Genomic DNA, 21,909 nt, shown 5'->3' on the forward strand with positions numbered 1-21,909 from the left:
CTTCGCATCGCGAAGATCGCCGCGACCCTGGTGCGCCGGCCGGGATTGCTCGGGCAGTCCTGCCCTCGCCCCTCCGCTTCGCTCCGGGGTCGGCCTGCGGCCGACCAAATTTGTTCCAGACAAATTTGTCGAACCCGCGCGGGTTCAAATCCCGCCCCCAGGCCGACGCTCCGATGAACGGGACCGCGGATCTGGGGTACCTCAGTTCTTGTAACTGGCGGAGAGGGCGGGATTCGAACCCGCGATACGCTATTAACGTATACACACTTTCCAGGCGTGCTCCTTAAACCACTCGGACACCTCTCCGCACTGGTACATCCTTCTTTCCCGGCTTCCGGTTCCGGCAAAGAAGCGGAAGGATAGCCGGAGCGCCGAAACGAGACAAGCGCCGCGCCACTTTTTCGTGGGAGCGGACCCGGCCGCGACAGCCGTTCGCGACGGATCCGCCAGGCCCCGCTCAGCCCGCCGTCGGCCGCGGCGGATGCGGTTCGGGCAGGGCCAGCGCCTCGCCGGGACGCGCGATCCGGTAGCCGCGCGAGACCAGCGTCTCGCCGTCCTCGGCGCTCCCGTAGTGATACAGCGCCATTCGCCCGCGAACCTCGTCCGGATACTCGCGTTCGAGGTCGTCGACCCCCGTATGGGAAGGGTTGCCGATCACGCCGCAGTCGTGCGCGACCAGCTCGCCCTCGGCACCGTGCAGCGCCAGCGCCTCGGGCACCGGCCGGGTATCGCCGGTGAAGACGAAGCTGCCGCGCAGGGCGATCCCGTAAGACGTGCCCTGGACGTGATGGCGGGTCGGGAAGACGTCGAACCAGAGGCCGTCGTGCCAGAAGCCCCGGGTACACGGGATGAGGTGAAAGGCCTCCCAGTAGTTCACACCGCCCTCCGCCAGCGCGCCCGGATAGTCGGCGACGCGACCCTGCAGCCAGGGCAGCAGTGCCGCGTGCAGGAAGACCCGGGTCTTGCCGCGCAGCGCCTCGTCGAACCAGAGGCGGAAGAACAGCCGCTCCATGCCCGCGACGTGGTCCATGTGCACATGGGTGACGTACAGCGCCCGTGGCGGCTCACCGTAGGTGGCCATGTAGCGGTCCAGCGTGTCCGGCCCGCAATCCACCAGCAGCACGGGCCCGCCGTCGCGTTCGAGCACCACGGCGGACGAACCGAGCTCCACCGCGTGCGCGGCGCCGGTACCGAGGAAACGCAGGTCCCAGCTCATTCGCGCATGCTCCGTTCGTACTGTTCCTCCAGCGCGGGCCACCATTCGGCATCGAACGTGTCGCCGGCGGCATCGCGCGCGCCGAGCTTCACCAGCGAGCGTTTCAGTCGCGCCAGATTGGCGCGCCGCCAGCCCGCCGACGGCCTGCGCAGGCGGCCGCGGTCGAAGTCGATCAGATACAGCCCGTCGCCGTTGACGAGGATGTTGTGCGCGTTGAGGTCCGCATGCCACGCCCCTTCGCGGTGGAACGCGGCCACGAGCGCGCCCACCTTCGCGGCGAGCGTCGCGTTGAACGCGCCGTCCGCGAGTCGCTCGGCGAGCGTGGCGGCCTCCGGAATGAGGGCGGTGATGAGGTCGGCGGAGTACCGCCAACCCTGACGAACGTAACGCGAGGCGATCGGGGCGGGAACCGGAAGGCCTCGCTTTGCCAGCTCGGCGAGCAGCCGGAATTCGCGCGCGCTTCGCGTCCTTCGGCCGCCCAAGAACAGATAGTGGTCGCCAAACAGACGCGCGACCATCCCGCCGCGGCGATAATGGCGCAGGACGGCCTCGCCGGCCGGGGTCTCGATGATCGCGACCCCGCCGCGCCCACCCGCCTGCGAACGCAGCGCACCGCGTTCGCGCCAACGGTGGGGCGAGAACCAGTCGGCGTCGACTTGAGGTGCACGGGCGGCGTCGAACAGAATCGTGCCGCCCGCACCCGCATCCAGTTGCTGCTCTGTCATTTGCCCGGCCGCCTTCCGCGGCCACCTGTCCGGTAATCCGATCGTGTCCAGTCTAACAAGCCGCCCCCTCCCGCCGGGAGACTCCAGCCTCTGCATCATGCGGACATCGGCCATTGGTGATGTCACCCATGTGGTGCCGCTGGTGCGCACCTTGCAGGAAAAGTCGCCCGGCACCCGTCTGACATGGATCGTCGGCAAGCTGGAGCGAAAGCTGGTGGGCGATCTGCCGGGAGTGGAGTTCGTCACGTTCGACAAGGGGGCGGGCAAGGCCGGCGTCCGTGCCGTCCGCGACGCGCTGGCCGGTCGCCGCTTCGACGCCCTGCTGCACATGCAGGTCGCGCTGCGCTCCAACCTTCTCAGCCTCGCCGTGAAGGCCGATCGGCGCATCGGCTACGACCGCGCGCGCTCGAAGGACCTGCACGGCCTGTTCGTCAACGAGCGGATCCCGGCACGCAGCGGCGAGCACGTGCTGGATGCCATGGCGAGCTTCATCGAACCGCTGGGCCTGAAGCAGACCGAGGTGCGCTGGGACATTCCGGTACCGGCCGAGGCGCACGAATGGGCCGCGGCGCAGCTTCCCGGCGACGCGCCCACGTTGCTGGTCAGTCCGATGTCGAGCCATACCGTCCGTAACTGGCGCGTGGAACGCTACGCCGCGCTGATCGACCACGCCATGGCGCGAGGTGCGCGCGTGGCGCTCGTGGGCGGGCCGTCGGAACCGGAGCGTGCGCTGGCGGACGCGATCCTCGCGGCCGTGCGCGAGGCGCCCATGGACCTCACGGGCAAGGACACCCTCAAGCGTTTCATGGCGCTGCTCGCGCGCAGCCACATGATCCTGACGCCGGATTCCGGACCCATGCACATGGCCAACGCGGCCGGCATAAAGGTGCTCGGGCTGCATGCCGCCAGCAACCCGGACCGGTCGGGCCCGTACTCCGACCGTCGCTGGTGCGTCGACAAGTACGACGCGGCGTCACGGAAGTTCTTCGGCAAGCCGGCCTCGGAGATTCCCTGGGGCACCAAGATCGAGAAACCCGGCGTCATGGACCTGGTGCAGGTCGACGAGATGATCGACCGCTTCGAGGCATGCTCGGCGCACCTGAAGCTCGCGCTGAACCGCTAATGCCGTCGTTGGAGCGCACCTGGGCGCGATTGGGGTCTTGCCGCGAGCAGCTGTCGCGCCCAGGTGCGCTCCTACGAAAACGCTCGCCTCAGGCCTGCGGCGCGCGGTAATCCTGGTACGACTTCTCCTCGATCAGCGTGGAACCGAGCTTGACGTTGATCTCGCGCTTGATGGCCGCGCGCTCGTCGTTCTCGATGTACACCGAACGGGCCAGCTGGATGAACTCGGCGTCGAAGGCCTGTGCCTTTTCCTTGAGGCGGATGTCGTCCTCGATCTTCCAGAGGCGCTGGTTCACGGCCAGCAGGCGCGCCGTTTCGTCGGCGATGTCCGTGTCGGAAGCGGAGTCGTTCTTCCACGTGGCGTCGAGCAGCTCGAGTTCGTTGCGGACATTCGCCAGCTTCGCCTCGTCCTTGATCTCCTGCAGCTTGATCTGGAGGATCGTGATCTTGTCGATCAGCTCGCCGTAGGAAACGGGGGTCTGGATGAGGCTCATGGGCAAAATCTCCGGTTCGTCAGACCGCGCAGGTTAGCAGTTTCACGGCCCGCCCGGCGCGCCCTCAGAGCGCCACCACCCCGAAGGTATCGAGCAGGAGCACGACGTTGAGGGCCAGCACGACCAGCGCCGCGACGACCGCGGCGGCGCTGACCGCCGGCCGGTTGCGGAAGTCCCCCATGACCGCCCGGCGGCTGGTGAACCAGACCAGCGCGATCATGGGAAACGGCAACGCGATGCTCAGCGCGATCTGGCTGAGCACCAGGGCGCGCGTCGCGTCGACACCGGCGATGACGACCGCGAAGCTCGGAATCATCGTGATGGCGCGACGCAGCCACAGCGGAATGCTGAAGGACACGAAGCCCTGCATGATCATCTGGCCCGCCATCGTGCCCACCACGGAACTGGAAAAGCCCGAGGCGATCAGCGAGACGAGGAAGATCGTGGCGGCGGCGCCGCCAAGCAGCGGCACGAGCGTCTGGTAGGCGGTCTCGATCTTCGCCACGTCCGGATGGCTGCCGTGGAAGGCGCCTGCCGCCATCACCACCATCGCGAGGTTGATCAGACCCGCGACCGACAGCGCCAGCACCACTTCGAGGTTCGACAGCCGGATGATGCGCCGGCGTTCGTCGGTCGTCTTCGGCCGCGCGCGGCGCTCGGTAAGACCGGAATGCAGGAACAACGCATGCGGCATCACGGTGGCGCCGATGATGCCGACGGCGATGGCCACGGCCGCACCGTCCGGCAGGTTCGGCACGAAGATCTGCTGACCCAGCGCCGCCCAGCCGACCGGCGCGATGAACAGTTCCGCGAGGTACGACAGCCCGACGACTCCGACCAGCGCGCCGATCGTCAGCTCCAGCCGGCGATACCCCTTCCCCTCCAGCAACAGCAGGCCATAGGTGACCACCGCCGTGATGCCCATGCCGACGAGCAGCGGAAGGTGGAAGAGCAAGGCGAGACCGATCGCGCCGCCGAGGAACTCCGCCAGGTCGGTCGCCATGGCGGCGAGCTCGCTGACCACCCACATCACGTACACCAGCGGCTTCGGCAGATTCTCGCGGCACACCTCGGCGAGGCTGTAGCCCGTGACGATGCCGAGGCGCGCGGAAAGGCTCTGGAACAGCATGGCCACCAGGTTGGCCATCACCACCACCCAGAGCAGCGCGTATCCGTAGCGCGCGCCGGCCTGGATGTTCGTGGCGAAGTTGCCGGGATCGATGTATGCCACCGACACGACCACCGCCGGCCCGGCGAACGGCAGCAGGGCCGAAAGGCCCCGGCGGCGCCCGTCGAGGACCTCGCGCATGGCCGGTTCTTCGGTCCGCTCCGGAGTGACCTTCTGGAGCACCATCAGCTCCCGTCGACGGCGGTGGCGCCGTCCTGCGCGACCAACATACTACGAATGCCCCGCCGGTTCGGTCCGTGGCGACGCGGAAATCTCGGCGGGCGCCGCCTCGATCTCGACCGCATGCACGCTGGGCCGGATGGGCTTGCCGCGCGCATCGGCGACGCCCCGGGTCAGTTCGGCACCGAGCAGCACGATGATCGACGAGTAATAGGTCCACGTCAGCAGCACGATGAAAGCGCCCGCCGGGCCGTATGCACCGCCGACGTCCGAGTACTGGATGTACAGACCGATGGCGTACTTGCCCAGCAGGAACAGCGCCGTCGTCAGGATGGCGCCGATGATCGCCTCGTTCCAGTCGATGACGGCGTCCGGCAGCACTTTGTACATCGTCGCGAAGGCGGCGATGAAGACGACGACGGAGATCGCGTATTCGACGACCTTCCACGCGGCGCCGTCGCCGCGTACGAGGGTCTGGATGGCGGCGCTGACGACGAAGGAAATGATCATCATGAACGCGATGCCGCCCAGCAACGCGAACGCGCGGGCACGGGCGCGGAGCCATGCGCTCAGTGCGGCGCCCGGCTTCGGCTTGACGCGCCAGACACGATCCAGCGTGCCCTGCAGCTGCGCGAACACGGCCGAGGCACCGAACAGCGTCACGCCGATGCCGATAATGCCGGCGATATCGCCGAGTTTCGGATGCGACTTCGCGCTCGCGATGACGGCATTCAGCGCCTCGGCCGCCTTGGTGCCTACGACGCCCGCCAGCGCCTCGGAGAGTTCGCCCTGCCATGCGGGATGAAGCATGGATACGGTCCACACGAGCAGGAGCAACAACGGGGCGAACGACAGCGCCGCGTAGAACGACAACGCCGCCGCGCGGGTGATCAGTTCGTCGTCGCTGAATCCGTCGACGGCCGACATCACCGTGCGTTTGACGCCGCCCCATACCGCCTTCATCGCCCTGCCTCCGTCATCTCGTCGGCCACACCATCGGTGGACGTCGATAAAGACGGGGCGCAGGCGATGTGAAATCGACGCGGACGAAACGGTTCCGGGATTCGGGTTAGCGGACTCCCTCGTCGCGCTTGCTGATCTCGTCCATCTTTTCCTCCCCCTCCTTGACCTCGCGGTCGCGCTTTTCCTGCTGCGGCTTGTCGTTGTTCGCGACGTAGTCGTTGTTACGGTCACCCGATTGCGGGCGATGATCGCGGGATGTGTCGTTCATGGCGTTTCTCCGGGCCGTGGGTACAGGTGAGGCTCCGCCGCCCCGCCTGCCCGCGCCGTGGTCGCGATGTCACGACGTCCGTCACACCGGTGCCGGCCGCTAAAGTCCGGGCGAGTGGCGCCGATGACCCACTATCTTGCCGAGGGATCGCCCATGCCCGTCCAGCACGCACGTCATGCCAACCTGCGCACCATCCTCGACCAGCTCGAGAAGGAAGGCATCTCCGGCTACGAAGCGCAGGCCGCCCACCTCGGCAACGTCACGGGCCACCGGCTCGAGGCGATGGACCAGGGCGGCCACATCGATGTCCTCTTCTCCGAGCATGTGGAATGGGTGTTCCATCGCCGACGTGGATGGATGGACGAACTGCACGAGGACGACCCGCTGGAGGCGTGATGCCGCAAGGGCCGTTCAGCGTGGCAAGCAGGTAGACGAAGGAAAAAACAAAAGCCCCGCATCGCTGCGGGGCTTTTGTTTTGTACTGGCGGAGAGGGTGGGATTCGAACCCACGGTACGCTTACACGTACGCCTGATTTCGAGTCAGGTACATTCGACCACTCTGCCACCTCTCCGTGAACGGTCGACGGCAGTGGTTGAGCACTGCCGGGCCCGCAATGATAGTGGGTCTTCACAGCCGTGACAACAGGCTTTTGATGCGGCATCCTGCCCGGGCATCCAGGCGCTTCCCGCGCCCTTCCCCTCGCATTCCAGGCCCCACATGATCGAGTTCGGACATGGCACGCATACGGGACTTCGCCGTACGCGCAACGAGGACACCTACTATGCCGACGCCTCGTTGGGCCTGTTCCTGGTGGTGGACGGCATGGGCGGGCACCGGCACGGCGAAGTGGCCTCGGCCACGGCCCGCGACGGCGTCGTGGCGCAGGTGTCCGCCGGTCAGTCGCTCGTCGACGCGATCCAGCGGGTGAACGAGGCGCTGCTGGCGCGTTCCAGCGGCCTGGCCGAGTCGCGCCCGATGGGCACGACCATCGCGGCCGTGCGGATCGTCGGTCGCTCGTACGAGGCGGCATGGGTGGGCGACAGCCGGATCTATCGCTGGGATGGCGAGCTTCGGCGCCTGTCGCACGATCATTCCATCGTCGAGGCGCTCGTCGAGTCGGGTGAGCTGACCGAGGAGCAGGCGCGTGCGCATCCGCAGCGGAGCGTGCTGACGCAGGCACTGGGCATCACGTCGCCGGCGCAGCTGCACATCGGCCTCGCGCGTGGCGAACTGGCGCCGGGCGCGCGGTTGTTGCTGTGCACCGACGGGCTCACCGACGAAGTCACCGACACGCGGATCGGCGAGATCGTCGCACGCACCGACATCGCGGCGCAGGAGAGCGTGGATCATCTGCTGCTCGAGGCGCTCGGTGGCAGTGCGCGCGACAACGTGACGGTGATCCTGCTGCGCGCGGCGGCGTGATCGGCGATTCGCTGGCGTAGCGGCACTGTTCGCGCGCGAGCGCGCTCCCACCCGTGGACAGGAGCGCGGCGGGGTCAGTGCAGCGTTTCGGATTCCAGCTTACGCCAGATGCTCTGGCCGCCCGACGACTTGTCGAGCGCATCGAGGCGTTTCGTGTGCAGTTCGAGTTCGTGCGCATCCGCGCGACGCACGATGGGTCGACGCGTGATCACGATCTCGCCCAGATGGCTCGGGCCGCGATGGTCGGCGCCGGCGTCGAGCGCGAAGTCGAGCGTCACCTGGCCCGAGGTCATCGCGATATAGACTTCGGCGAGCAGCTGGGCGTCGAGCAGGCCGCCGTGGAGGTCGCGCTTCGTGTTGTCGACCCCGAGGCGCTTGCACAGTGCATCGAGGCTGTTGCGCTGCCCGGGATACATCTGCCGCGCCATGAGCAGCGTGTCGAGCACCGTGGCGTGATCGGTCACCGTGCCGTACGCGTCGCCCATCCGCTTCAGCTCGGCGTTGATGAAGCCGACGTCGAACGCCGCGTTGTGGATGATCAGCTCCGCGCCGCGGATGAACTCGATGAACTCGTCCACCTTGTCGCGGAAGAACGGCTTGTCGACGAGGTCGGCGTCCTTGATGCCGGTTACCGCGCTCGCCTCCGCGTCGATCGCGCGCTCGGGGTTCAGGTAGGTGTGGAAGTGGCGGCCGGTGGGGCGCCGGCCGATCATCTCGACCGCGCCGATTTCGATGAGCCGGTGACCGAGGTGCGCTTCGAGGCCGGTGGTTTCCGTATCGAGGACGATCTGCCTCATGCCACCTTCCCCTTCGCCTTGTAGATGATCGCCTGGTCGCGCGCCGCGACATCGACGCGCTCGTTCTCGACGTGGCCGTTATGCCCCTTGACCCATTCCCACGTGACCGTGTGCGCCGCGGCGGCCTGGTCGAGGCGGATCCAGAGGTCCTGGTTCTTCACCGGCTTCTTGTCGGCGGTCTTCCAGCCGTTGCGGCGCCATTTCGGCACCCACTCCTGCACGCCCTGCATGACGTACTTCGAATCGGTCATCAGGTGCACGTTGCAGCGGCGCGTGAGCGCTTCGAGCGCGCAGATCGCGGCCATCATCTCCATGCGGTTGTTCGTGGTGTCCGCCTCGCCGCCGGAGAGCATCTTTTCCACGCCCTTCGCGCGCAGCAGCGCGGCCCAGCCGCCGGGGCCGGGGTTACCCAGGCAGGCGCCGTCGGTGAAGGCTTCAACGGTATCGGTGTCGGTCATAGGTCAGCTGATGGATTCACGGGCATGGCGACGCGCGCCGGAGGCGAGCGTGCCGGGCATGGGGGTCGGCACGGCGACCTCGCGGGTGCGCAAGGGTACCGCCGACGGACGCTTTTTGCGCGCCACGAGGAAGTAACCGCCGCCGAAGATCGACTCCGCCATCGCGGTGCCACCGGCGCGGGGCCAGGCGCTGCCGAGGCGGCGCGGCATCGAGAGCTCGAACTCGTCGCGCACCAGGCGCTGGCTCCACCACCATGGCCACGTGAGGCGCGGCCGGGAACCGCGACTCTGTCGCGCGACCCACGGCGACCAGAGTCCCACGGGGTGGATGCCGGTGATCGCCAGCATACCTCCGGGCGCCAGCACGCGGATCGCCTCGTCGAGGAGGTTGTCCTGGCGCGCCGTGGTTTCCAGCGCGTGCCGGAGCAGGACGACCCCGAACGCTTCGTCGGCGAACGGGAGCGGCTCCAGGCCACTCGCGCGGATATCCCCGCCCAGCGTCGCTCCCGCGACCCGGACGGTCGCCCAGTGGCCCAGCAGCGGAATGGCGGGCGGTTCGGCCGGCGCCGACGTGGTCAGGTGCAGGCCGTGCTCCCCGGTACAGCGGGACAGCAGGGGGCCGAGCACGCGCGCCTCGTCGGCGAGCAGCTTGCCGATCTGCGGCGTGGCGTAGATGTCGTGGGCGAAATGCGGCATGCACGGGGAGTGTAGTGGGGTTGAACGGGGGGCGCATGGGTTAACGACTTGCTAACGAGCGAGATATACCCGGCTGATATAGTCCGGCCGCCCCGCCCGGTCCGCATCACTGCCCGGCGGCCATTCCTTGGGTGTTCGCGCCCAATCGTTCGTCACGGAGTCCGCCCGATGCATTGGGTCCCCGTCGCGGCTTTGAGCGACAACTACATCTGGCTGGTCGCCGATGACGAGGGCAACGCCTTCGTCGTGGATCCCGGTGAAGCCGCCCCCGTGGAAGCCGCGCTGAAGGAGCGAGGCTGGACGCTGCGGGCGATCCTGCTGACCCACCATCACGCCGATCACATCGGCGGCGTGTCGGACCTCGTCCGCGAGCACGACGTCGAGGTGTACGCCACCGACGACCCCCGCATCCAGCCGAAGAACCACTTCGTCGCTGATGGCGACATCGTCGAGCTCGAATCGCCGAAGGCGAGCTTCCGCGTGATCGCGGTGCCGGGCCACACGCGCTCGCACGTGGCGTATTACGGCGAAGGATTCCTGTTCTGCGGCGACACGCTGTTCAGCGTCGGCTGCGGGCGCCTGTTCGAGGGCACCCCGGCGCAGATGCTGGCCTCGCTCGATCGCTTCGCCGACCTGCCGCCGGAGACCAAGGTCTGCTGCGCGCACGAATACACCGCGTCCAACATCCGGTTCGCCCTCACCGTCGACCCGGACAACGATGCCCTGCGCCGCCGTCGTGACGAGGTGGCGCGCCTTCGCGAGGAGGCCCGGCCGAGCGTGCCGAGCACCCTGGGCGACGAGTTCGCCACCAATCCCTTCCTGCGCGTCGACAGCGACGCGATCGCGCGCTGGTTCGCGCCGCAGGCCGGGAACGTCGACGACCGGGTGGAGCGCTTCGCCGCGCTCCGCTGTGCCAAGGACACGTTCGCCGCATGAATGCTTTCACCCGCCGGTTGCTGCCCACCCTGATCCCGATGCTGCTGACGGCCTGCGCCGCCGGCATGCCGAAGCCCCTGCCCCACCCGCTCCCCGTCGTCGCGCCGCCGGCGCCCGTCGAGGATGTCACGGTGTCGCCGAAGATGATGCGCCCGGCGCAGCAGGCGGATTTCTGGTCGGGCATGCGCGACAGCTTCGCGATGCCCGGCTGCGAGGCCGATCCGCAGGTGCTGGCCTGGGCTCGCACCTATACGAAGATGCCCAACCGCTTCGAGCAGCAGGTCAACGAAGTGCTGCCGCTGATCGTATACGCGCACAAGGCGGCGATGAAGCACAGCGTCGCCGGCGAGTTCGCGCTGCTTCCGTGGGTTGAAAGCCAGTACCGCCACGTACCGGGCCAGAAGAACCGGCCGGCGGGCATGTGGCAGATCATGCCGCAGACGGCGCGCACGCTCGGCCTGCGGGTGGAGAAGAACTACGACGAGCGCCTCGACATCACGAAGTCGACCGAGTCGGTGATGAACATGATGCGCCGTTACTACGACGACCTGGGCGACTGGCGCCTGGTCGACGTCGCGTACAACGCCGGCGAATTCGGTCTCAAGAAGACGATCGATCGCCACGGCGGACCCTCGGACGACGACGGCCTGCCCGACGTGCCGATGAAGGCGAACACGAAGGAACACCTCGTCAAGCTGATGGCGATCGCCTGCATCGTGCGCGACCCGGGCCGTTTCAACGTCAGCCTCCCGCGCCAGGACGGCGACGACGCCCTGCAGGTGGTGAAGGTCTCCACCCCGCAGTCGCTCGCACAGGCGGCGAAGCAGTCGGGCCTTTCGATGAACGACCTGCGCGGCTTCAATCCCGCCTTCCGCACGACCTCGGGCACGGTGAGCGCGAGCCTGCTGTTGCCGAAATCGGCGGCCGACCAGTACAAGCTCGGCCCCGTCGATCCCGTGGCCGACCCGGCCGATCCCATCGTCGACGAACTGAGCACGGCGCAGGCGCCGGCGAAGGGAAAGAAGGCCAGGACATCGAAGGACACCGCCGTCGCGAAGGCGAAGACGACGTCCCGTTCGAAGTCGAAGTCCGCTGCCGCGGACGAGCCGCTCGTGGTCCACAAGGTGAACAACGGCGAGTCGCTCTGGTCGATCGCTCGCCGGCATCAGGTGAGCGTCGAGCAGCTCATGAAATGGAACGATCTGCAGACCCAGGCGGTGAAACCGGGTCAGGTGCTGAAGCTGACCGCGTCGCGCTGACGCCGACGCGGTCGCCGTCTCAGAGCTGCACCACGTCCCACTGCACGTCGGCGCTCACGTCCGCGTCGTAATCGACGCCGGACGCCTCGAAGCCGAACAGCTTGATGAAATCGTGCTTGTAACCGGCGTAGTCGGTGACGTCCCAGAGATTCGCGGTGGTGACGGTCGGCCAGAGCGCCTTGCACTCGCCCTGCACGTCGTCGCGCAGTTCCCAGTCGTCGAGGCGCAGGCGGCCTTCGGCGTCGGTCTCGGCCTTCGCGCCATCGGCGCGGTAGAGGCGATCGTGGAACAGGCGGTTGATCTGCTCGATCGTGCCCTCGTGGATGCCCTTCGCCTTCATGATCTTGAACACCATGGAGACGTAGAGCGGGATCACCGGAATCGCCGAGCTCGCCTGCGTCACGACGGACTTCATCACGCCGACGTACGAACGGAGCCCCTTGTGACGCTCGCCGAGTTCCTTCGCGGTGCGATCGAGGTGCTGCTTCGCCTGGCCGAGCGTGCCGTGCCAGTAGATCGGCCAGGTGATCGACGTGCCGACGTAGCTATAGGCGATGGTCGTCGCGTTCTCGGCGAGCACGCCCGCCTCGGACAGCGCGTCGATCCACATCGCCCAGTCTTCGCCGCCCATCACGGTGACGGTGTCCTTGACCTCCTGCTCCGTCGCCGGCTCGACGGTGGCCTGCACGACTTCGTTCTTGTTCGTGTCCACCGAGGACGCCGTGAACGTGTCGCCCATGGTCTTGAGCGCCGAGCGCACCACCGTGCCGGGCTCGCCCATCTTCGTGCCTTCCGGCAACTTGCGCACCGGCGAGGCGAGCGAATACACGACGAGATCGACCTTGCCGCCCATTTCCTCGCGGATGATCTCGATCGCCTTCGCGCGCGTCTCGTTCGCGAACGCGTCGCCGTTGATCGACTTCGCGAAGAGACCCGCCTCGCGTGCGGCCTTGTCGAACGCGTAGGCGTTGTACCAGCCGGCCGTGCCGGTCTTGGTCTCGCTCGAGGGCTTCTCGAAGAACACGCCGAGCGTGGCGGCACCATGGCCGAACGCGGCGGTGATGCGCGAGGCCAGGCCGTAGCCCGTCGAGGCGCCGATCACGAGCACGTTCTTCGGACCGGCGGCGAACGTGCCGCTGGCCTTCGTGATGGCGATCTGTTCTTCGACGTTCTTCGCGCAGCCGACCGGATGAGCGGTGGTGCAGATGAAGCCACGGACCTTGGGCTGGATGATCACGGGTTGTCCCTTCGACGCAATGAAGGGCCCATTGTAATAAAGGTCGTGGGCCATGCGCTTCCGCATGGAGCGCGGGACGACCCGCATAAAAAAACCCCTCCGAAGAGGGGTTTCCTGTTACATGCGGTCCTGGGCGATCTTTATCTCGGTACGCTTCTTGAGCGCCTCGATGTATTCGAGCGTGGCGGCCTGTGCCATCGCGTCCATCATCTGGCCGCGGAGCGCGTCACGCTGCGCCTTCTCGACCTTCGACGGATCGCCGTCCACGACCTTGTTCACGGCGACCAGCGCGTAGGTGCCGTTGCCGGTCTGGACGGTCGTCCAGGCGGGCTTCCCATCGACCGGATGCGGCAGCGTGAAGGCCTGCTGCAGGATCGCCGGCGACACGTCGGTGATCGACGCGAGCTTGCTGCGCTCGAGACCGGCCAGCGTGCGCACCGGCGCCTTGGCCAGCGCGGCCACATCGCCACCCTTGGCGAGCTGCGCGGCGATGTCCTCGGCCTGCTTCTTCGCCTGCGCATCGACGCGCTCGTCGAGGATGCGCTGGCGAACGGCGTCCTTCACGTCGGCCAGCGCCTTCGGCGCGGCCGCGTTGTGCTTCGCCAGATGCATGACGACCGCGTCGCCCTTGCCGAGCTGCACGAGCGAGGAGTTGTTGCCCTGCGCCAGGACGTCGTCCTGGAACGCGGCCAGCGCGAACTTCGGATCCGACGGGATGCCCTCGCCGCCCTCGCGACCGAACAGCGGCGAGGTCTTGATCTCGAGACCAAGCTCCTTCGCGGCCGGCTCCAGCGAGCCCGGATTGCGCTCCGTGAGATCGGCGAGCTGACCGGCGCGCTCGTTGTACAGACGCTCGCCCTCGTTCTTCGCCCAATCGGACGCGAGCTGGCCGCGCACTTCGGCGAACGGCTTCGCATCACCCTCGCGGGCGTCGCGCAGCCAGATGATGTGGTAACCCTCTTCCGGCGAAAGGACGGGTTCCTTCGTGACTTCGCCCTTCTTCATGCCGAACAGCGCGGTATCGAACGCCGCGTTAGCGACGCCCTTCTCGAGCCATCCGAGGTCGCCACCCGTGCGCTTCGAACCCAGGTCGTCCGAGTTTTCCGCGGCGAGCTTGGCGAAGTTTTCCGGCGTCGCTTCGGCGGCGATCTTCTTCGCCTTGTCGAGCGCGGCCTTCTGCTGCTCCGGCGTGGCGTTCTTCGGCACGTTGATGAGGATGTGCGACGCCTCGCGCTGCTCGGGCTGCGCGTAGCGCTGCTTGAACTTGTCGTAATAGGCGTGCAGCTGCTCGTCGGTAGGCTCGCCCACCTTCAGCTCCGACTGCTTCACTTCGAGGTACTGCACCGACACCTGCTCGGGCGTCGTGTAGTCGGCGATGTGCGACTTGTAGAAGGCGTCGATGTCGGCATCGGACACCGTGGCGTCCGTCAGCGAGGGACGCGGCAGTTCGACGAAGCTCAGGTCGCGCTGCTGGAGACGGAGGCGGAAGAACGCGTCGACGTCGGCATCGCTGACCAGCGTGGTGTTCGAAATCGCCTCGGGAATGAGCTGCGTCGCGAGCGACGCGCGCACCTTCTGCTCGTACATGCCCGGGCTCATGCCCTGCATCGAGAGGATGGCGCGATAGGCCTCGGGGCTGAACTGGCCGTTGACCTGGAAACCCGGATCGCTGCCGATCGCGCTGCGCACGCTGGCATCGGCGACCGTGAGGCCGAGGTCGATGTTCGCCTGCTGCAGCAGCTGCTGGCTGATCATGCCGTCGAGCACGCGCTGCTTCAGTTCCGGCTTTTCGAGATCCGCCGCCGTGAACGGCGACTGCGGATTCTGCGCCGCCTGCTGGCGCAGCTCGTTCATGCGATTCTGCCAGTCCTGCTGCGAGATCTCGTGATCGCCTACCTTCGCCACATATGTGTCGACGTGGGAGACGAAATACGACTCGATGCCGAAGAACGCGACGGCAAACACGCAGACACCGAGGACGATGGCGGCAGGCCATCCATGGATCTTGTTGCGCAGGGCTTGCAGCATGATGCGACTCGCGATGGTTGCACCGGTAACCCTTACCGGCGATCGATAAAACAAAGGCGCCACGCGGGCGCCTTTGTGGATGACTGGCGGAGTGGACGGGACTCGAACCCGCGACCTCCGGCGTGACAGGCCAGCATTCTAACCGACTGAACTACCACTCCACTTTCCGTTGGTGGGTGCTGAGGGGATCGAACCCCCGACCAGCGCCGTGTAAAGGCGACGCTCTACCGCTGAGCTAAGCACCCCCGACGGCAAGACGGATTAGTTTACGTGATCCTTGAGCGCCTTGCCAGCGGTGAAGGCCGGGACCTTCGACGCCGGGATCTTGATCTCTTCGTTCGTGCGCGGGTTGCGGCCGGTGCGCGCGGCGCGGCTGCGCAGCTTGAAGGTACCGAAGCCGACGAGGGCAACGTCTTCGCCCTTCTTCAGAGTCTCGGACACCACCTTGATCAGGGCATCGAGCGCCTTGCCGGCGTCAGCCTTCGAGAGCTCTGCCATTTCTGCGATGGCGGCGGTCAGGTCGGTCTTATTCATTACGTAACTCCCTTCATAGGTAATTCGAAGCGCCGGTCGGCGATTCATGGCGAAGACGTCAGGTCGCAGGTGCCGCGCCGATTCGGCATGGCGAATGCAACCCCGCGATCCAGCGCGCCCTTGCGGCGCGGGCGAAGGCGGAGCCGACTTTATACCAGCGCCCTCCCCCCATCGCAATACAAGGAATACCAAGGCTTTCAGGCCATATGCATGGTCTTTGGAGGCTTGCGCGCGACGTCGAAAAGGATTATCGCGGCGTGTCGATGACAGGACGACGAAAACGAAAAGGGCGCACTTGCGTGCGCCCTTGTTCGTGACACGAAACGATGCGGTGTCGTTACGTCAATGCGTCAGCGACGGCGATGCCTTGCCCTTGCCACGCTTGCCCTGCGTGCGCGGCACATCGACCTTCTCGCCGCCGTTGCCGGTTTTCGCCTGTCCGATCGGGCGCTCCAGCGCGAGATCGAGTACCTCGTCGATCCACTTCACCGCGTGGATGTCGAGCGAGCCGGTGATGTTTTCCGGCAGGTCGACCAGATCCTTGCGATTCTCCTCAGGGATGATCACCGTGGTGATGCCGCCGCGATGCGCCGCCAGCAGCTTCTCCTTCAGACCACCGATGGGCAGCACGCGACCGCGCAAGGTGATCTCGCCCGTCATCGCGACCTCGGATCGCACCGGCACCTTCGTCAGGGCCGACACGAGCGCCGTGCACATCGCGATACCCGCGCTCGGACCGTCCTTCGGCGTCGCCCCCTCCGGCACGTGGATGTGGATGTCGAGCTTCTCGTGGAAGTCCGGCTCGATGCCCAGACCCGCGGCGCGCGCACGCACGACGCTGAGCGCGGCCTGGATCGATTCCTTCATCACGTCGCCCAGCTGGCCCGTGTGGACCAGGCGACCCTTGCCCGGCACCACGGAGGCCTCGATGCTCAGAAGGTCGCCGCCGACCTGCGTCCAGGCGAGGCCGGTGACGAGACCGACTTCGTTCTGCTGCTCCGCGCGACCGAAGTCGAAGCGGCGCACGCCCAGGTAATGATCGAGGTTGCCGCCGTCGACGTGCACGTGGTCGGGCGCGAGCGCCTTGCCCTTCGCCGCCTTCGCCGGCTTCTTCACCTTGGCCTTCGCCTGCGCGGGCACTGTGCCCAGCGCGATCTCCTTCACCACCTTGCGACAGATCTTCGAGATTTCGCGCTCGAGATTGCGGACGCCCGACTCGCGCGTGTAGTAACGCACGATGTCGCGCAGCGCGTCTTCGCCCACCACCAGCTCGTCGGCCTTCAGACCGTTGGCCTTCAGCTGCTTCGGCAACAGGTACTTCTGCGCGATGTTGAGCTTCTCGTCCTCGGTGTAACCGGGGATGCGGATGACTTCCATGCGATCGAGCAGCGGACCCGGAATGTTCAGCGAGTTCGCGGTGGCGATCCACATCACTTCCGAAAGGTCGAGGTCGACCTCGAGGTAGTGATCGTTGAACGCGTTGTTCTGCTCGGGATCGAGCACTTCGAGCAACGCCGACGACGGATCGCCGCGGAAGTCCATCGACATCTTGTCGATCTCGTCCAGCACGAACAGCGGGTTCTTGCTGCCGACCTTGTTGAGGTTCTGCACGATGCGACCCGGCATCGAACCGATGTAGGTGCGGCGATGGCCGCGAATCTCGGCCTCGTCGCGCACGCCACCCAGGCTCATGCGGACGAACTTGCGGTTCGTCGCCTTCGCGATCGACTGGCCGAGCGACGTCTTGCCCACGCCGGGCGGACCGACGAGGCACAGGATCGGGCCCTTCATCGTGTTCACGCGCTGCTGGACCGCGAGGTATTCGAGGATGCGCTCCTTGACCTTCTCGAGCCCGAAGTGATCGGCGTCGAGGGTTTCCTGCGCGAGCGCGAGGTCCTTGCGCACCTTCGTGCGCTTCTTCCACGGCACGCCCACCACCCAGTCGAGGTAGTTGCGCACCACCGTGGCCTCGGCGGACATCGGCGACATCTGCTTGAGCTTGTTGAACTCCTGGCGCGCCTTCGCGAGCACGGCCTTGGGCATGCCGGCGCCGTCGATCTTCTTCTGGAGGTCCTCGATCTCGTTCGCGCCCTCCTCGCCTTCACCCAGCTCCTTCTGGATGGCCTTCATCTGCTCGTTGAGGTAGTACTCGCGCTGGCTCTTCTCCATCTGCGACTTCACGCGGCCGCGGATGCGCTTCTCGACCTGCTGCAGGTCCATCTCGCCGTCGACCAGACCGATGAGGAGCTCGAGGCGCTGACCGACGTCCGCGGTTTCAAGCACGCGCTGCTTGTCGGCCATGCGGACCGAAAGATGGGCGGCGATCGAGTCGGCCAGGCGCGACGGATCGTCGATGCCCGAGAGCGTCGCCAGGATCTCCGGCGGCAGCTTGCGGCTCTGCTTGACCAGCTGTTCGAACAGCGAGACGAGCGAACGCGACACGACATCGAGTTCGCGCTCGTTGTTGCTGTAGATCGGCTCGATGACGTGCGCGCGGCCGCTCATCATGCCGGCCTCGTCTTCGAACGCGTCGATCTGCACGCGCGACTGCCCTTCGACGAGCACCTTCACGGTGCCGTCCGGCAGCTTCAGCAGCTGCAGCACGCCCGCGAGCGTGCCGACGTTGTGCAGGTCGGCGATGGCCGGATCGTCGATGTCGGGGCTCTTCTGCGCGACGAGCAGGATCTGCCGTTCGCCTTCCATCGCGCGTTCAAGCGCGCGCATGGACTTGTCGCGCCCGACGAACAACGGGATGACCATGTGCGGATAGACGACGACATCGCGCAAGGGCAGGACCGGCAACAGGTCCAGCTCGGATCCGCTCGTGGTTTGGCTGCGATTCTTCGCCATGTTCTTGGGGTTTCCCTCGGATGGATGGGGCTCGCCCCGACACTGCGCCGGAGCCGCCATACACGTCAAGTGGTGGTTCGCGAAGGAACGATCAAGGGAGACGCGAGAGCGCCCTCGCAAAGAAAAACGGCCCCGGCGCCGAGTGGACGCCGGGGCCGCCATAAGGGGCCTTGGACGACGCGATCAGGCCGCGTCGCCACCCTCGCCCGCGATGCGCTGCTGCTGCAGGTTGCCGCGGTAGATAAGGTAAGGCTCAGCCTGACCGTCGATCACGGCGTCGTCGACCACGACCTTGCTGACATGCTCCAGCGAGGGCAGTTCGAACATCGTGTCGAGCAGCACCTGCTCCAGGATCGTGCGCAGGCCGCGCGCGCCGGTCTTGCGCTTGAGCGCGCGACGGGCGATGGCGGACAACGCTTCCGGACGGAACTCCAGCTCGGCGCCTTCCATGTCGAAGAGCTTGCGGAACTGCTTGGTGACCGCGTTCTTCGGCTCGGTGAGGATCTGCACCAGGGCGGCCTCGTCGAGCTCGTCGAGCGTGGCGACCACCGGCAGACGGCCGACGAACTCCGGAATCAGGCCGAAACGGACCAGATCGGCGGGCTCGACTTCCGAAAGCGTCTTGCCGACGTTCTCCGTGCGCTCCTTCGAGCGGACTTCGGCCTTGAAGCCGATGCCCGTGGTCTCCGAACGCTGCTGGATCACCTTGTCGAGGCCCGCGAACGCGCCGCCGCAGATGAACAGGATGTTTCGCGTGTCGACCTGCAGGAATTCCTGCTGCGGGTGCTTGCGACCGCCCTGCGGCGGCACGGACGCCAGCGTGCCTTCGATCAGCTTCAGAAGCGCCTGCTGCACGCCTTCGCCGGACACGTCGCGGGTGATCGACGGGTTCTCGCTCTTGCGCGAGATCTTGTCGATTTCATCGATGTACACGATGCCGCTCTGCGCCTTTTCGACGTCGTAGTCGCACTTCTGCAGAAGCTTCTGGATGATGTTCTCGACGTCCTCGCCCACGTAACCGGCTTCGGTCAGCGTGGTGGCATCCGCGATCGTGAACGGCACGTTGAGCAGGCGCGCCAGCGTCTCGGCCAGGAGCGTCTTGCCCGAACCGGTCGGACCGATCAGGAGGATGTTCGACTTGCCGAGTTCGACCTCGTCGTTCTTCTGGCGCGATTCCATGCGCTTGTAGTGGTTGTAGACCGCGACGGAGAGCGCCTTCTTGGCGCGCGTCTGGCCGACCACGTACTGATCGAGGGCTTCCATGATCTCGCGCGGCTTCGGAAGGTGCGTGCGACCGGAGGCCGCCTTTTCTTCCAGTTCCTCGCGGATGATGTCGTTGCACAGTTCAACGCACTCATCGCAGATGAACACGCTGGGGCCTGCGATCAGCTTTCGCACTTCATGCTGGCTCTTGCCGCAGAAAGAGCAGTAAAGAATCTTGCCGCCGTCGTTGGAACGGCTCTGCCGCTCGTCGCTCATGCTTTGGGCCCTACTGAGAATCCAGGTGCGCTTTGAGAATAGCACAGCGCTCCGCCCCGGGAATGAGGGGCGAAGTGCCGGTTTTCACAAGCGAAAAGTACAATCAAGCTGAACGGACGGTATCGACCAGACGCTTGTCGAGCACCGAGTCGATCAGGCCATAGGCCTGGGCTTCCGCGCCGCTCATGAAGCGGTCGCGCTCGGTGTCGCGGGCGATCTCTTCCACCGTCTTGCCGCTGTGGTGGGCGAGGATCGCGTTGAGACGCTCACGCATGGTGAGGATCTCGCGCGCGTGGATCTCGATGTCCGTCGCCTGGCCGGAAATACCGCCTGCCCACGGCTGATGGATCATGATGCGCGAATGCGGCAGCGAGTAACGCTTGCCGGCCGCGCCCGCGGCGAGCAGGAGCGCGCCCATCGAGGCCGCCTGGCCGATGCACATCGTGCTGACGTCCGGCTTCACGAACTGCATCGTGTCGTAGATCGCCATGCCCGCGGTGACGGAACCACCGGGGCTGTTGATGTACAGGCTGATGTCCTTGTCCGGGTTCTCCGACTCGAGGAACAGCAGCTGGGCGACGATCACATTGGCCATGTAATCGTCGACCGGGCCGACGGCGAAGATCACGCGCTCCTTGAGGAGGCGCGAGTAGATATCGTACGAACGCTCGCCACGCGAGGTCTGTTCGACGACGATGGGCACCAGGTTGAGGTTCTGGATCGGAGCCATGGACATGGGGTCTCTCCTTCGTGTGGGGCCCGGTTATTGCCAGCGAACGGCGCTCAGGCGCCGATCGGCCGCATCACTTCGTCGAAGCTCAGGTTCTGGTCCGTGGTCTTGGCGTTGTCGGCCACCCACTCCGCCACCTGGTCTTCCATCACGCGGTTCTGCAGTCCCTGCATCAGTTGGGGGTCGCTGTTATACAGTTCAATGACCTTTTCCGGCTCTTCATAGGTGGAGGCAATCGCCGCCAGCATGTCGCCGGTGCGCTTGCGGTCCAGCCGGAGCTCGTTCTTGCGGGCGATCTCGCCCATCAGGAGCGCGGCGATCACGCGCTTGCGCGCGAACGGCAGGGCCTCGGCCACCATCTCCGGCGACGGCTGCTGGCCGCGCGGGAGGTTGCCGGCGGCGAGGCTCTGGGCCTCGGCGTTGGCCATGAGTTCCGGCACGTCGAGGTCCGGGAAGGCGCCGGCCAGCTTTTCGGCCACTTCGGACTTCAGGCGGGCCATCACGGTCGCCTTGAGCTCGCGCTCGAGGTTGGCGCGGACTTCCTTGCGGAAGGTCTCGATGTCGCCGTCGGCGACACCGAACATCTTCACGAAGTCGGCGTCGACGGCCGGCAGGTTCGGCTCCTGCACCTTCACGATCTTCAGGGTGACCTTCGCGGTCTTGCCGGCGAGGTCCGGGTTGCGGAAGTCTTCCGGGAAGGCGACGTCCTGGACCAGGTCGTCACCCGCGGTGCGGCCGGTCAGGGCGTCGTCGAGCGCCTTGAACAGGGTGCCCGAACCCAGCACGCTACCGGCGCGCTCGAGGCCTTCGGCCGGGAAGCGGTAGTCACCCGCCTCGGCGGAGTATTCGAACATCACGAAGTCGCCTTCCTTCGAGGCGCGGCTGACTTCGTCGAAGCTGCGACGCTGCGTGCGCAGGGTCTCGATCATCTTGTCGATGTCGGCGTCGGTCACTTCGGCCTTCGGACGGGAGATCTCGAGGGCGGCGACGTCGATCGCCGGGAATTCCGGCATCACCTCGAAGGTGGCCGTGTAGGCGATCTCGCCGTTCTCGGCGTTGCCCGTGGTGTCGACGGACGGGTTGGCGATCGGCTGGAGCTTCTCCTGCGTGAAGGCCTCGCGCAGCGTGCTGCCGATCAGGTCCGACAGGGCTTCGCCACGGACCTGCGCGCCGAAGCGCTGCTTGATCACGTTGGTGGGCACCTTGCCCGGACGGAAGCCCTTCAGGCGCACCGTGCGGCCCATTTCCGCGATGCGCTCGCTGACCTGCGTCTCCAGACGCTCAGCCGGGAACTTCACCGTGAGCTTGCGCCCGAGCTTGCCGACATTCTCAACCGAAACCTGCAT

The 21,909-nt window shown here is 66.4% G+C and carries 21 protein-coding genes and 4 tRNA genes; 5 read left to right on the forward strand and 20 right to left on the reverse strand.

Annotated features, from left to right (window positions below; all coding sequences use genetic code 11):
- Nucleotides 1–215 precede the first annotated feature (215 nt).
- The 3 genes from BMW54_RS07315 to BMW54_RS07325 form a co-directional block, all read right to left on the reverse strand.
- Nucleotides 216–306: transfer RNA gene (locus BMW54_RS07315), tRNA-Ser, on the reverse strand.
- A gap of 151 nt (nt 307–457) precedes the next feature.
- Nucleotides 458–1,216, reverse strand: coding sequence for an MBL fold metallo-hydrolase (locus BMW54_RS07320; RefSeq protein ID WP_090054230.1), 759 nt, complete (start codon nt 1,214–1,216; stop codon nt 458–460).
- Entirely contained in the window at nt 1,213–1,941 is a 729-nt protein-coding gene (locus BMW54_RS07325) for a 3-deoxy-D-manno-octulosonic acid kinase (RefSeq protein WP_090054231.1), read from the reverse strand. Before BMW54_RS07325 ends, BMW54_RS07320 begins: the two co-directional genes overlap by 4 nt.
- A gap of 97 nt (nt 1,942–2,038) precedes the next feature.
- Between BMW54_RS07325 and BMW54_RS07330 the strand changes: the two genes are divergently transcribed.
- Complete coding sequence (locus BMW54_RS07330) at nt 2,039–3,064, forward strand: glycosyltransferase family 9 protein (RefSeq protein WP_090054233.1); 1,026 nt, start codon at nt 2,039–2,041, stop codon at nt 3,062–3,064.
- A gap of 88 nt (nt 3,065–3,152) precedes the next feature.
- Here BMW54_RS07330 and BMW54_RS07335 read toward each other — a convergent pair whose 3' ends face one another.
- The 4 genes from BMW54_RS07335 to BMW54_RS18790 form a co-directional block, all read right to left on the reverse strand.
- Complete coding sequence (locus BMW54_RS07335) at nt 3,153–3,557, reverse strand: DUF6165 family protein (RefSeq protein WP_090054235.1); 405 nt, start codon at nt 3,555–3,557, stop codon at nt 3,153–3,155.
- Nucleotides 3,558–3,621: 64 nt separating this feature from the next.
- Nucleotides 3,622–4,911, reverse strand: coding sequence for an Nramp family divalent metal transporter (locus tag BMW54_RS07340; RefSeq protein ID WP_090054237.1), 1,290 nt, complete (start codon nt 4,909–4,911; stop codon nt 3,622–3,624).
- Nucleotides 4,912–4,956: 45 nt separating this feature from the next.
- Nucleotides 4,957–5,868, reverse strand: a complete 912-nt coding sequence (locus BMW54_RS07345) for a YihY/virulence factor BrkB family protein (RefSeq protein WP_254779147.1) — start codon at nt 5,866–5,868, stop codon at nt 4,957–4,959.
- A gap of 106 nt (nt 5,869–5,974) precedes the next feature.
- Complete coding sequence (locus BMW54_RS18790; protein WP_175472801.1) at nt 5,975–6,136, reverse strand: hypothetical protein; 162 nt, start codon at nt 6,134–6,136, stop codon at nt 5,975–5,977.
- 153 nt (nt 6,137–6,289) lie between these two features.
- On the opposite strand from BMW54_RS18790, the gene BMW54_RS07350 reads away from it, so the two are divergent.
- Entirely contained in the window at nt 6,290–6,532 is a 243-nt protein-coding gene (locus BMW54_RS07350; RefSeq protein WP_090054239.1) for a hypothetical protein, read from the forward strand.
- Nucleotides 6,533–6,618: 86 nt separating this feature from the next.
- On the opposite strand, the gene BMW54_RS07355 is transcribed toward BMW54_RS07350, so the two are convergent.
- Nucleotides 6,619–6,708: transfer RNA gene (locus tag BMW54_RS07355), tRNA-Ser, on the reverse strand.
- A 146-nt stretch (nt 6,709–6,854) separates the two neighbouring features.
- Between BMW54_RS07355 and BMW54_RS07360 the strand changes: the two genes are divergently transcribed.
- Nucleotides 6,855–7,559: a PP2C family protein-serine/threonine phosphatase gene (locus BMW54_RS07360; protein WP_090054241.1), complete on the forward strand. Its 705-nt coding sequence runs from the start codon at nt 6,855–6,857 to the stop codon at nt 7,557–7,559.
- Between the two features lie 74 nt (nt 7,560–7,633).
- Here BMW54_RS07360 and dnaQ read toward each other — a convergent pair whose 3' ends face one another.
- Genes dnaQ through BMW54_RS07375 form a run of 3 tightly spaced genes read right to left on the reverse strand, consistent with a single transcriptional unit; the run spans nt 7,634 to nt 9,510 of the window.
- Nucleotides 7,634–8,356 carry a DNA polymerase III subunit epsilon gene (dnaQ, locus tag BMW54_RS07365; protein ID WP_090054243.1) on the reverse strand — a complete coding sequence of 241 codons (723 nt, stop codon included), beginning with the start codon at nt 8,354–8,356 and terminating at the stop codon, nt 7,634–7,636.
- The gene (gene rnhA, locus BMW54_RS07370) at nt 8,353–8,814 is read right to left on the reverse strand and encodes a ribonuclease HI (RefSeq protein ID WP_090054245.1); all 462 of its coding nucleotides are present in this window, start codon (nt 8,812–8,814) and stop codon (nt 8,353–8,355) included. The genes dnaQ and rnhA overlap by 4 nt, the downstream gene beginning before the upstream one ends.
- Nucleotides 8,815–8,817: 3 nt before the next feature.
- Nucleotides 8,818–9,510: a methyltransferase domain-containing protein gene (locus BMW54_RS07375; RefSeq protein WP_090054247.1), complete on the reverse strand. Its 693-nt coding sequence runs from the start codon at nt 9,508–9,510 to the stop codon at nt 8,818–8,820.
- A 168-nt stretch (nt 9,511–9,678) separates the two neighbouring features.
- Between BMW54_RS07375 and gloB the strand changes: the two genes are divergently transcribed.
- Together gloB and BMW54_RS07385 are read left to right on the forward strand one after the other, a co-directional pair.
- On the forward strand, nt 9,679–10,446 hold the full coding sequence (gloB, locus tag BMW54_RS07380) for a hydroxyacylglutathione hydrolase (RefSeq protein WP_090054249.1): 768 nt from the start codon (nt 9,679–9,681) through the stop codon (nt 10,444–10,446).
- On the forward strand, nt 10,443–11,705 hold the full coding sequence (locus BMW54_RS07385) for a transglycosylase SLT domain-containing protein (RefSeq protein WP_090054251.1): 1,263 nt from the start codon (nt 10,443–10,445) through the stop codon (nt 11,703–11,705). The genes gloB and BMW54_RS07385 overlap by 4 nt, the downstream gene beginning before the upstream one ends.
- A 19-nt stretch (nt 11,706–11,724) precedes the next feature.
- On the opposite strand, the gene fabV is transcribed toward BMW54_RS07385, so the two are convergent.
- From fabV to tig, 9 genes are all read right to left on the reverse strand, one after another.
- Nucleotides 11,725–12,942, reverse strand: a complete 1,218-nt coding sequence (fabV, locus tag BMW54_RS07390) for an enoyl-ACP reductase FabV (protein WP_090055798.1) — start codon at nt 12,940–12,942, stop codon at nt 11,725–11,727.
- A 117-nt stretch (nt 12,943–13,059) separates the two neighbouring features.
- Nucleotides 13,060–14,970, reverse strand: a complete 1,911-nt coding sequence (locus tag BMW54_RS07395) for a SurA N-terminal domain-containing protein (protein ID WP_090054253.1) — start codon at nt 14,968–14,970, stop codon at nt 13,060–13,062.
- Between the two features lie 84 nt (nt 14,971–15,054).
- Nucleotides 15,055–15,131: transfer RNA gene (locus BMW54_RS07400), tRNA-Asp, on the reverse strand.
- A 9-nt stretch (nt 15,132–15,140) separates the two neighbouring features.
- Nucleotides 15,141–15,215, reverse strand: a tRNA-Val gene (locus BMW54_RS07405).
- A gap of 16 nt (nt 15,216–15,231) precedes the next feature.
- On the reverse strand, nt 15,232–15,504 hold the full coding sequence (locus tag BMW54_RS07410; RefSeq protein ID WP_090054255.1) for an HU family DNA-binding protein: 273 nt from the start codon (nt 15,502–15,504) through the stop codon (nt 15,232–15,234).
- 342 nt (nt 15,505–15,846) lie between these two features.
- Nucleotides 15,847–18,354 carry an endopeptidase La gene (gene lon / locus BMW54_RS07415; RefSeq protein ID WP_090054257.1) on the reverse strand — a complete coding sequence of 836 codons (2,508 nt, stop codon included), beginning with the start codon at nt 18,352–18,354 and terminating at the stop codon, nt 15,847–15,849.
- 183 nt (nt 18,355–18,537) lie between these two features.
- Nucleotides 18,538–19,833: an ATP-dependent Clp protease ATP-binding subunit ClpX gene (gene clpX, locus BMW54_RS07420; RefSeq protein WP_090054259.1), complete on the reverse strand. Its 1,296-nt coding sequence runs from the start codon at nt 19,831–19,833 to the stop codon at nt 18,538–18,540.
- A gap of 103 nt (nt 19,834–19,936) precedes the next feature.
- Complete coding sequence (gene clpP, locus BMW54_RS07425; protein ID WP_090054261.1) at nt 19,937–20,569, reverse strand: ATP-dependent Clp endopeptidase proteolytic subunit ClpP; 633 nt, start codon at nt 20,567–20,569, stop codon at nt 19,937–19,939.
- A 47-nt stretch (nt 20,570–20,616) separates the two neighbouring features.
- Nucleotides 20,617–21,909 carry a trigger factor gene (tig, locus tag BMW54_RS07430; RefSeq protein WP_090054263.1) on the reverse strand — a complete coding sequence of 431 codons (1,293 nt, stop codon included), beginning with the start codon at nt 21,907–21,909 and terminating at the stop codon, nt 20,617–20,619.

Source organism: Luteibacter sp. 329MFSha (assembly GCF_900111665.1).
Lineage (GTDB): Bacteria > Pseudomonadota > Gammaproteobacteria > Xanthomonadales > Rhodanobacteraceae > Luteibacter.

Bases quoted from the DNA above. Each gene is read 5' to 3' on its own strand.
- BMW54_RS07320 (WP_090054230.1), bottom strand. From the start codon at position 1,216: ATGAGCTGGGACCTGCGTTTCCTCGGTACCGGCGCCGCGCACGCGGTG.
- BMW54_RS07325 (WP_090054231.1), bottom strand. From the start codon at position 1,941: ATGACAGAGCAGCAACTGGATGCGGGTGCGGGCGGCACGATTCTGTTC.
- BMW54_RS07330 (WP_090054233.1), top strand. From the start codon at position 2,039: ATGCGGACATCGGCCATTGGTGATGTCACCCATGTGGTGCCGCTGGTG.
- BMW54_RS07335 (WP_090054235.1), bottom strand. From the start codon at position 3,557: ATGAGCCTCATCCAGACCCCCGTTTCCTACGGCGAGCTGATCGACAAG.
- BMW54_RS07340 (WP_090054237.1), bottom strand. From the start codon at position 4,911: ATGGTGCTCCAGAAGGTCACTCCGGAGCGGACCGAAGAACCGGCCATG.
- BMW54_RS07345 (WP_254779147.1), bottom strand. From the start codon at position 5,868: ATGAAGGCGGTATGGGGCGGCGTCAAACGCACGGTGATGTCGGCCGTC.
- BMW54_RS18790 (WP_175472801.1), bottom strand. From the start codon at position 6,136: ATGAACGACACATCCCGCGATCATCGCCCGCAATCGGGTGACCGTAAC.
- BMW54_RS07350 (WP_090054239.1), top strand. From the start codon at position 6,290: ATGCCCGTCCAGCACGCACGTCATGCCAACCTGCGCACCATCCTCGAC.
- BMW54_RS07360 (WP_090054241.1), top strand. From the start codon at position 6,855: ATGATCGAGTTCGGACATGGCACGCATACGGGACTTCGCCGTACGCGC.
- dnaQ (WP_090054243.1), bottom strand. From the start codon at position 8,356: ATGAGGCAGATCGTCCTCGATACGGAAACCACCGGCCTCGAAGCGCAC.
- rnhA (WP_090054245.1), bottom strand. From the start codon at position 8,814: ATGACCGACACCGATACCGTTGAAGCCTTCACCGACGGCGCCTGCCTG.
- BMW54_RS07375 (WP_090054247.1), bottom strand. From the start codon at position 9,510: ATGCCGCATTTCGCCCACGACATCTACGCCACGCCGCAGATCGGCAAG.
- gloB (WP_090054249.1), top strand. From the start codon at position 9,679: ATGCATTGGGTCCCCGTCGCGGCTTTGAGCGACAACTACATCTGGCTG.
- BMW54_RS07385 (WP_090054251.1), top strand. From the start codon at position 10,443: ATGAATGCTTTCACCCGCCGGTTGCTGCCCACCCTGATCCCGATGCTG.
- BMW54_RS07395 (WP_090054253.1), bottom strand. From the start codon at position 14,970: ATGCTGCAAGCCCTGCGCAACAAGATCCATGGATGGCCTGCCGCCATC.
- BMW54_RS07410 (WP_090054255.1), bottom strand. From the start codon at position 15,504: ATGAATAAGACCGACCTGACCGCCGCCATCGCAGAAATGGCAGAGCTC.
- lon (WP_090054257.1), bottom strand. From the start codon at position 18,354: ATGGCGAAGAATCGCAGCCAAACCACGAGCGGATCCGAGCTGGACCTG.
- clpX (WP_090054259.1), bottom strand. From the start codon at position 19,833: ATGAGCGACGAGCGGCAGAGCCGTTCCAACGACGGCGGCAAGATTCTT.
- clpP (WP_090054261.1), bottom strand. From the start codon at position 20,569: ATGTCCATGGCTCCGATCCAGAACCTCAACCTGGTGCCCATCGTCGTC.
- tig (WP_090054263.1), bottom strand. From the start codon at position 21,909: ATGCAGGTTTCGGTTGAGAATGTCGGCAAGCTCGGGCGCAAGCTCACG.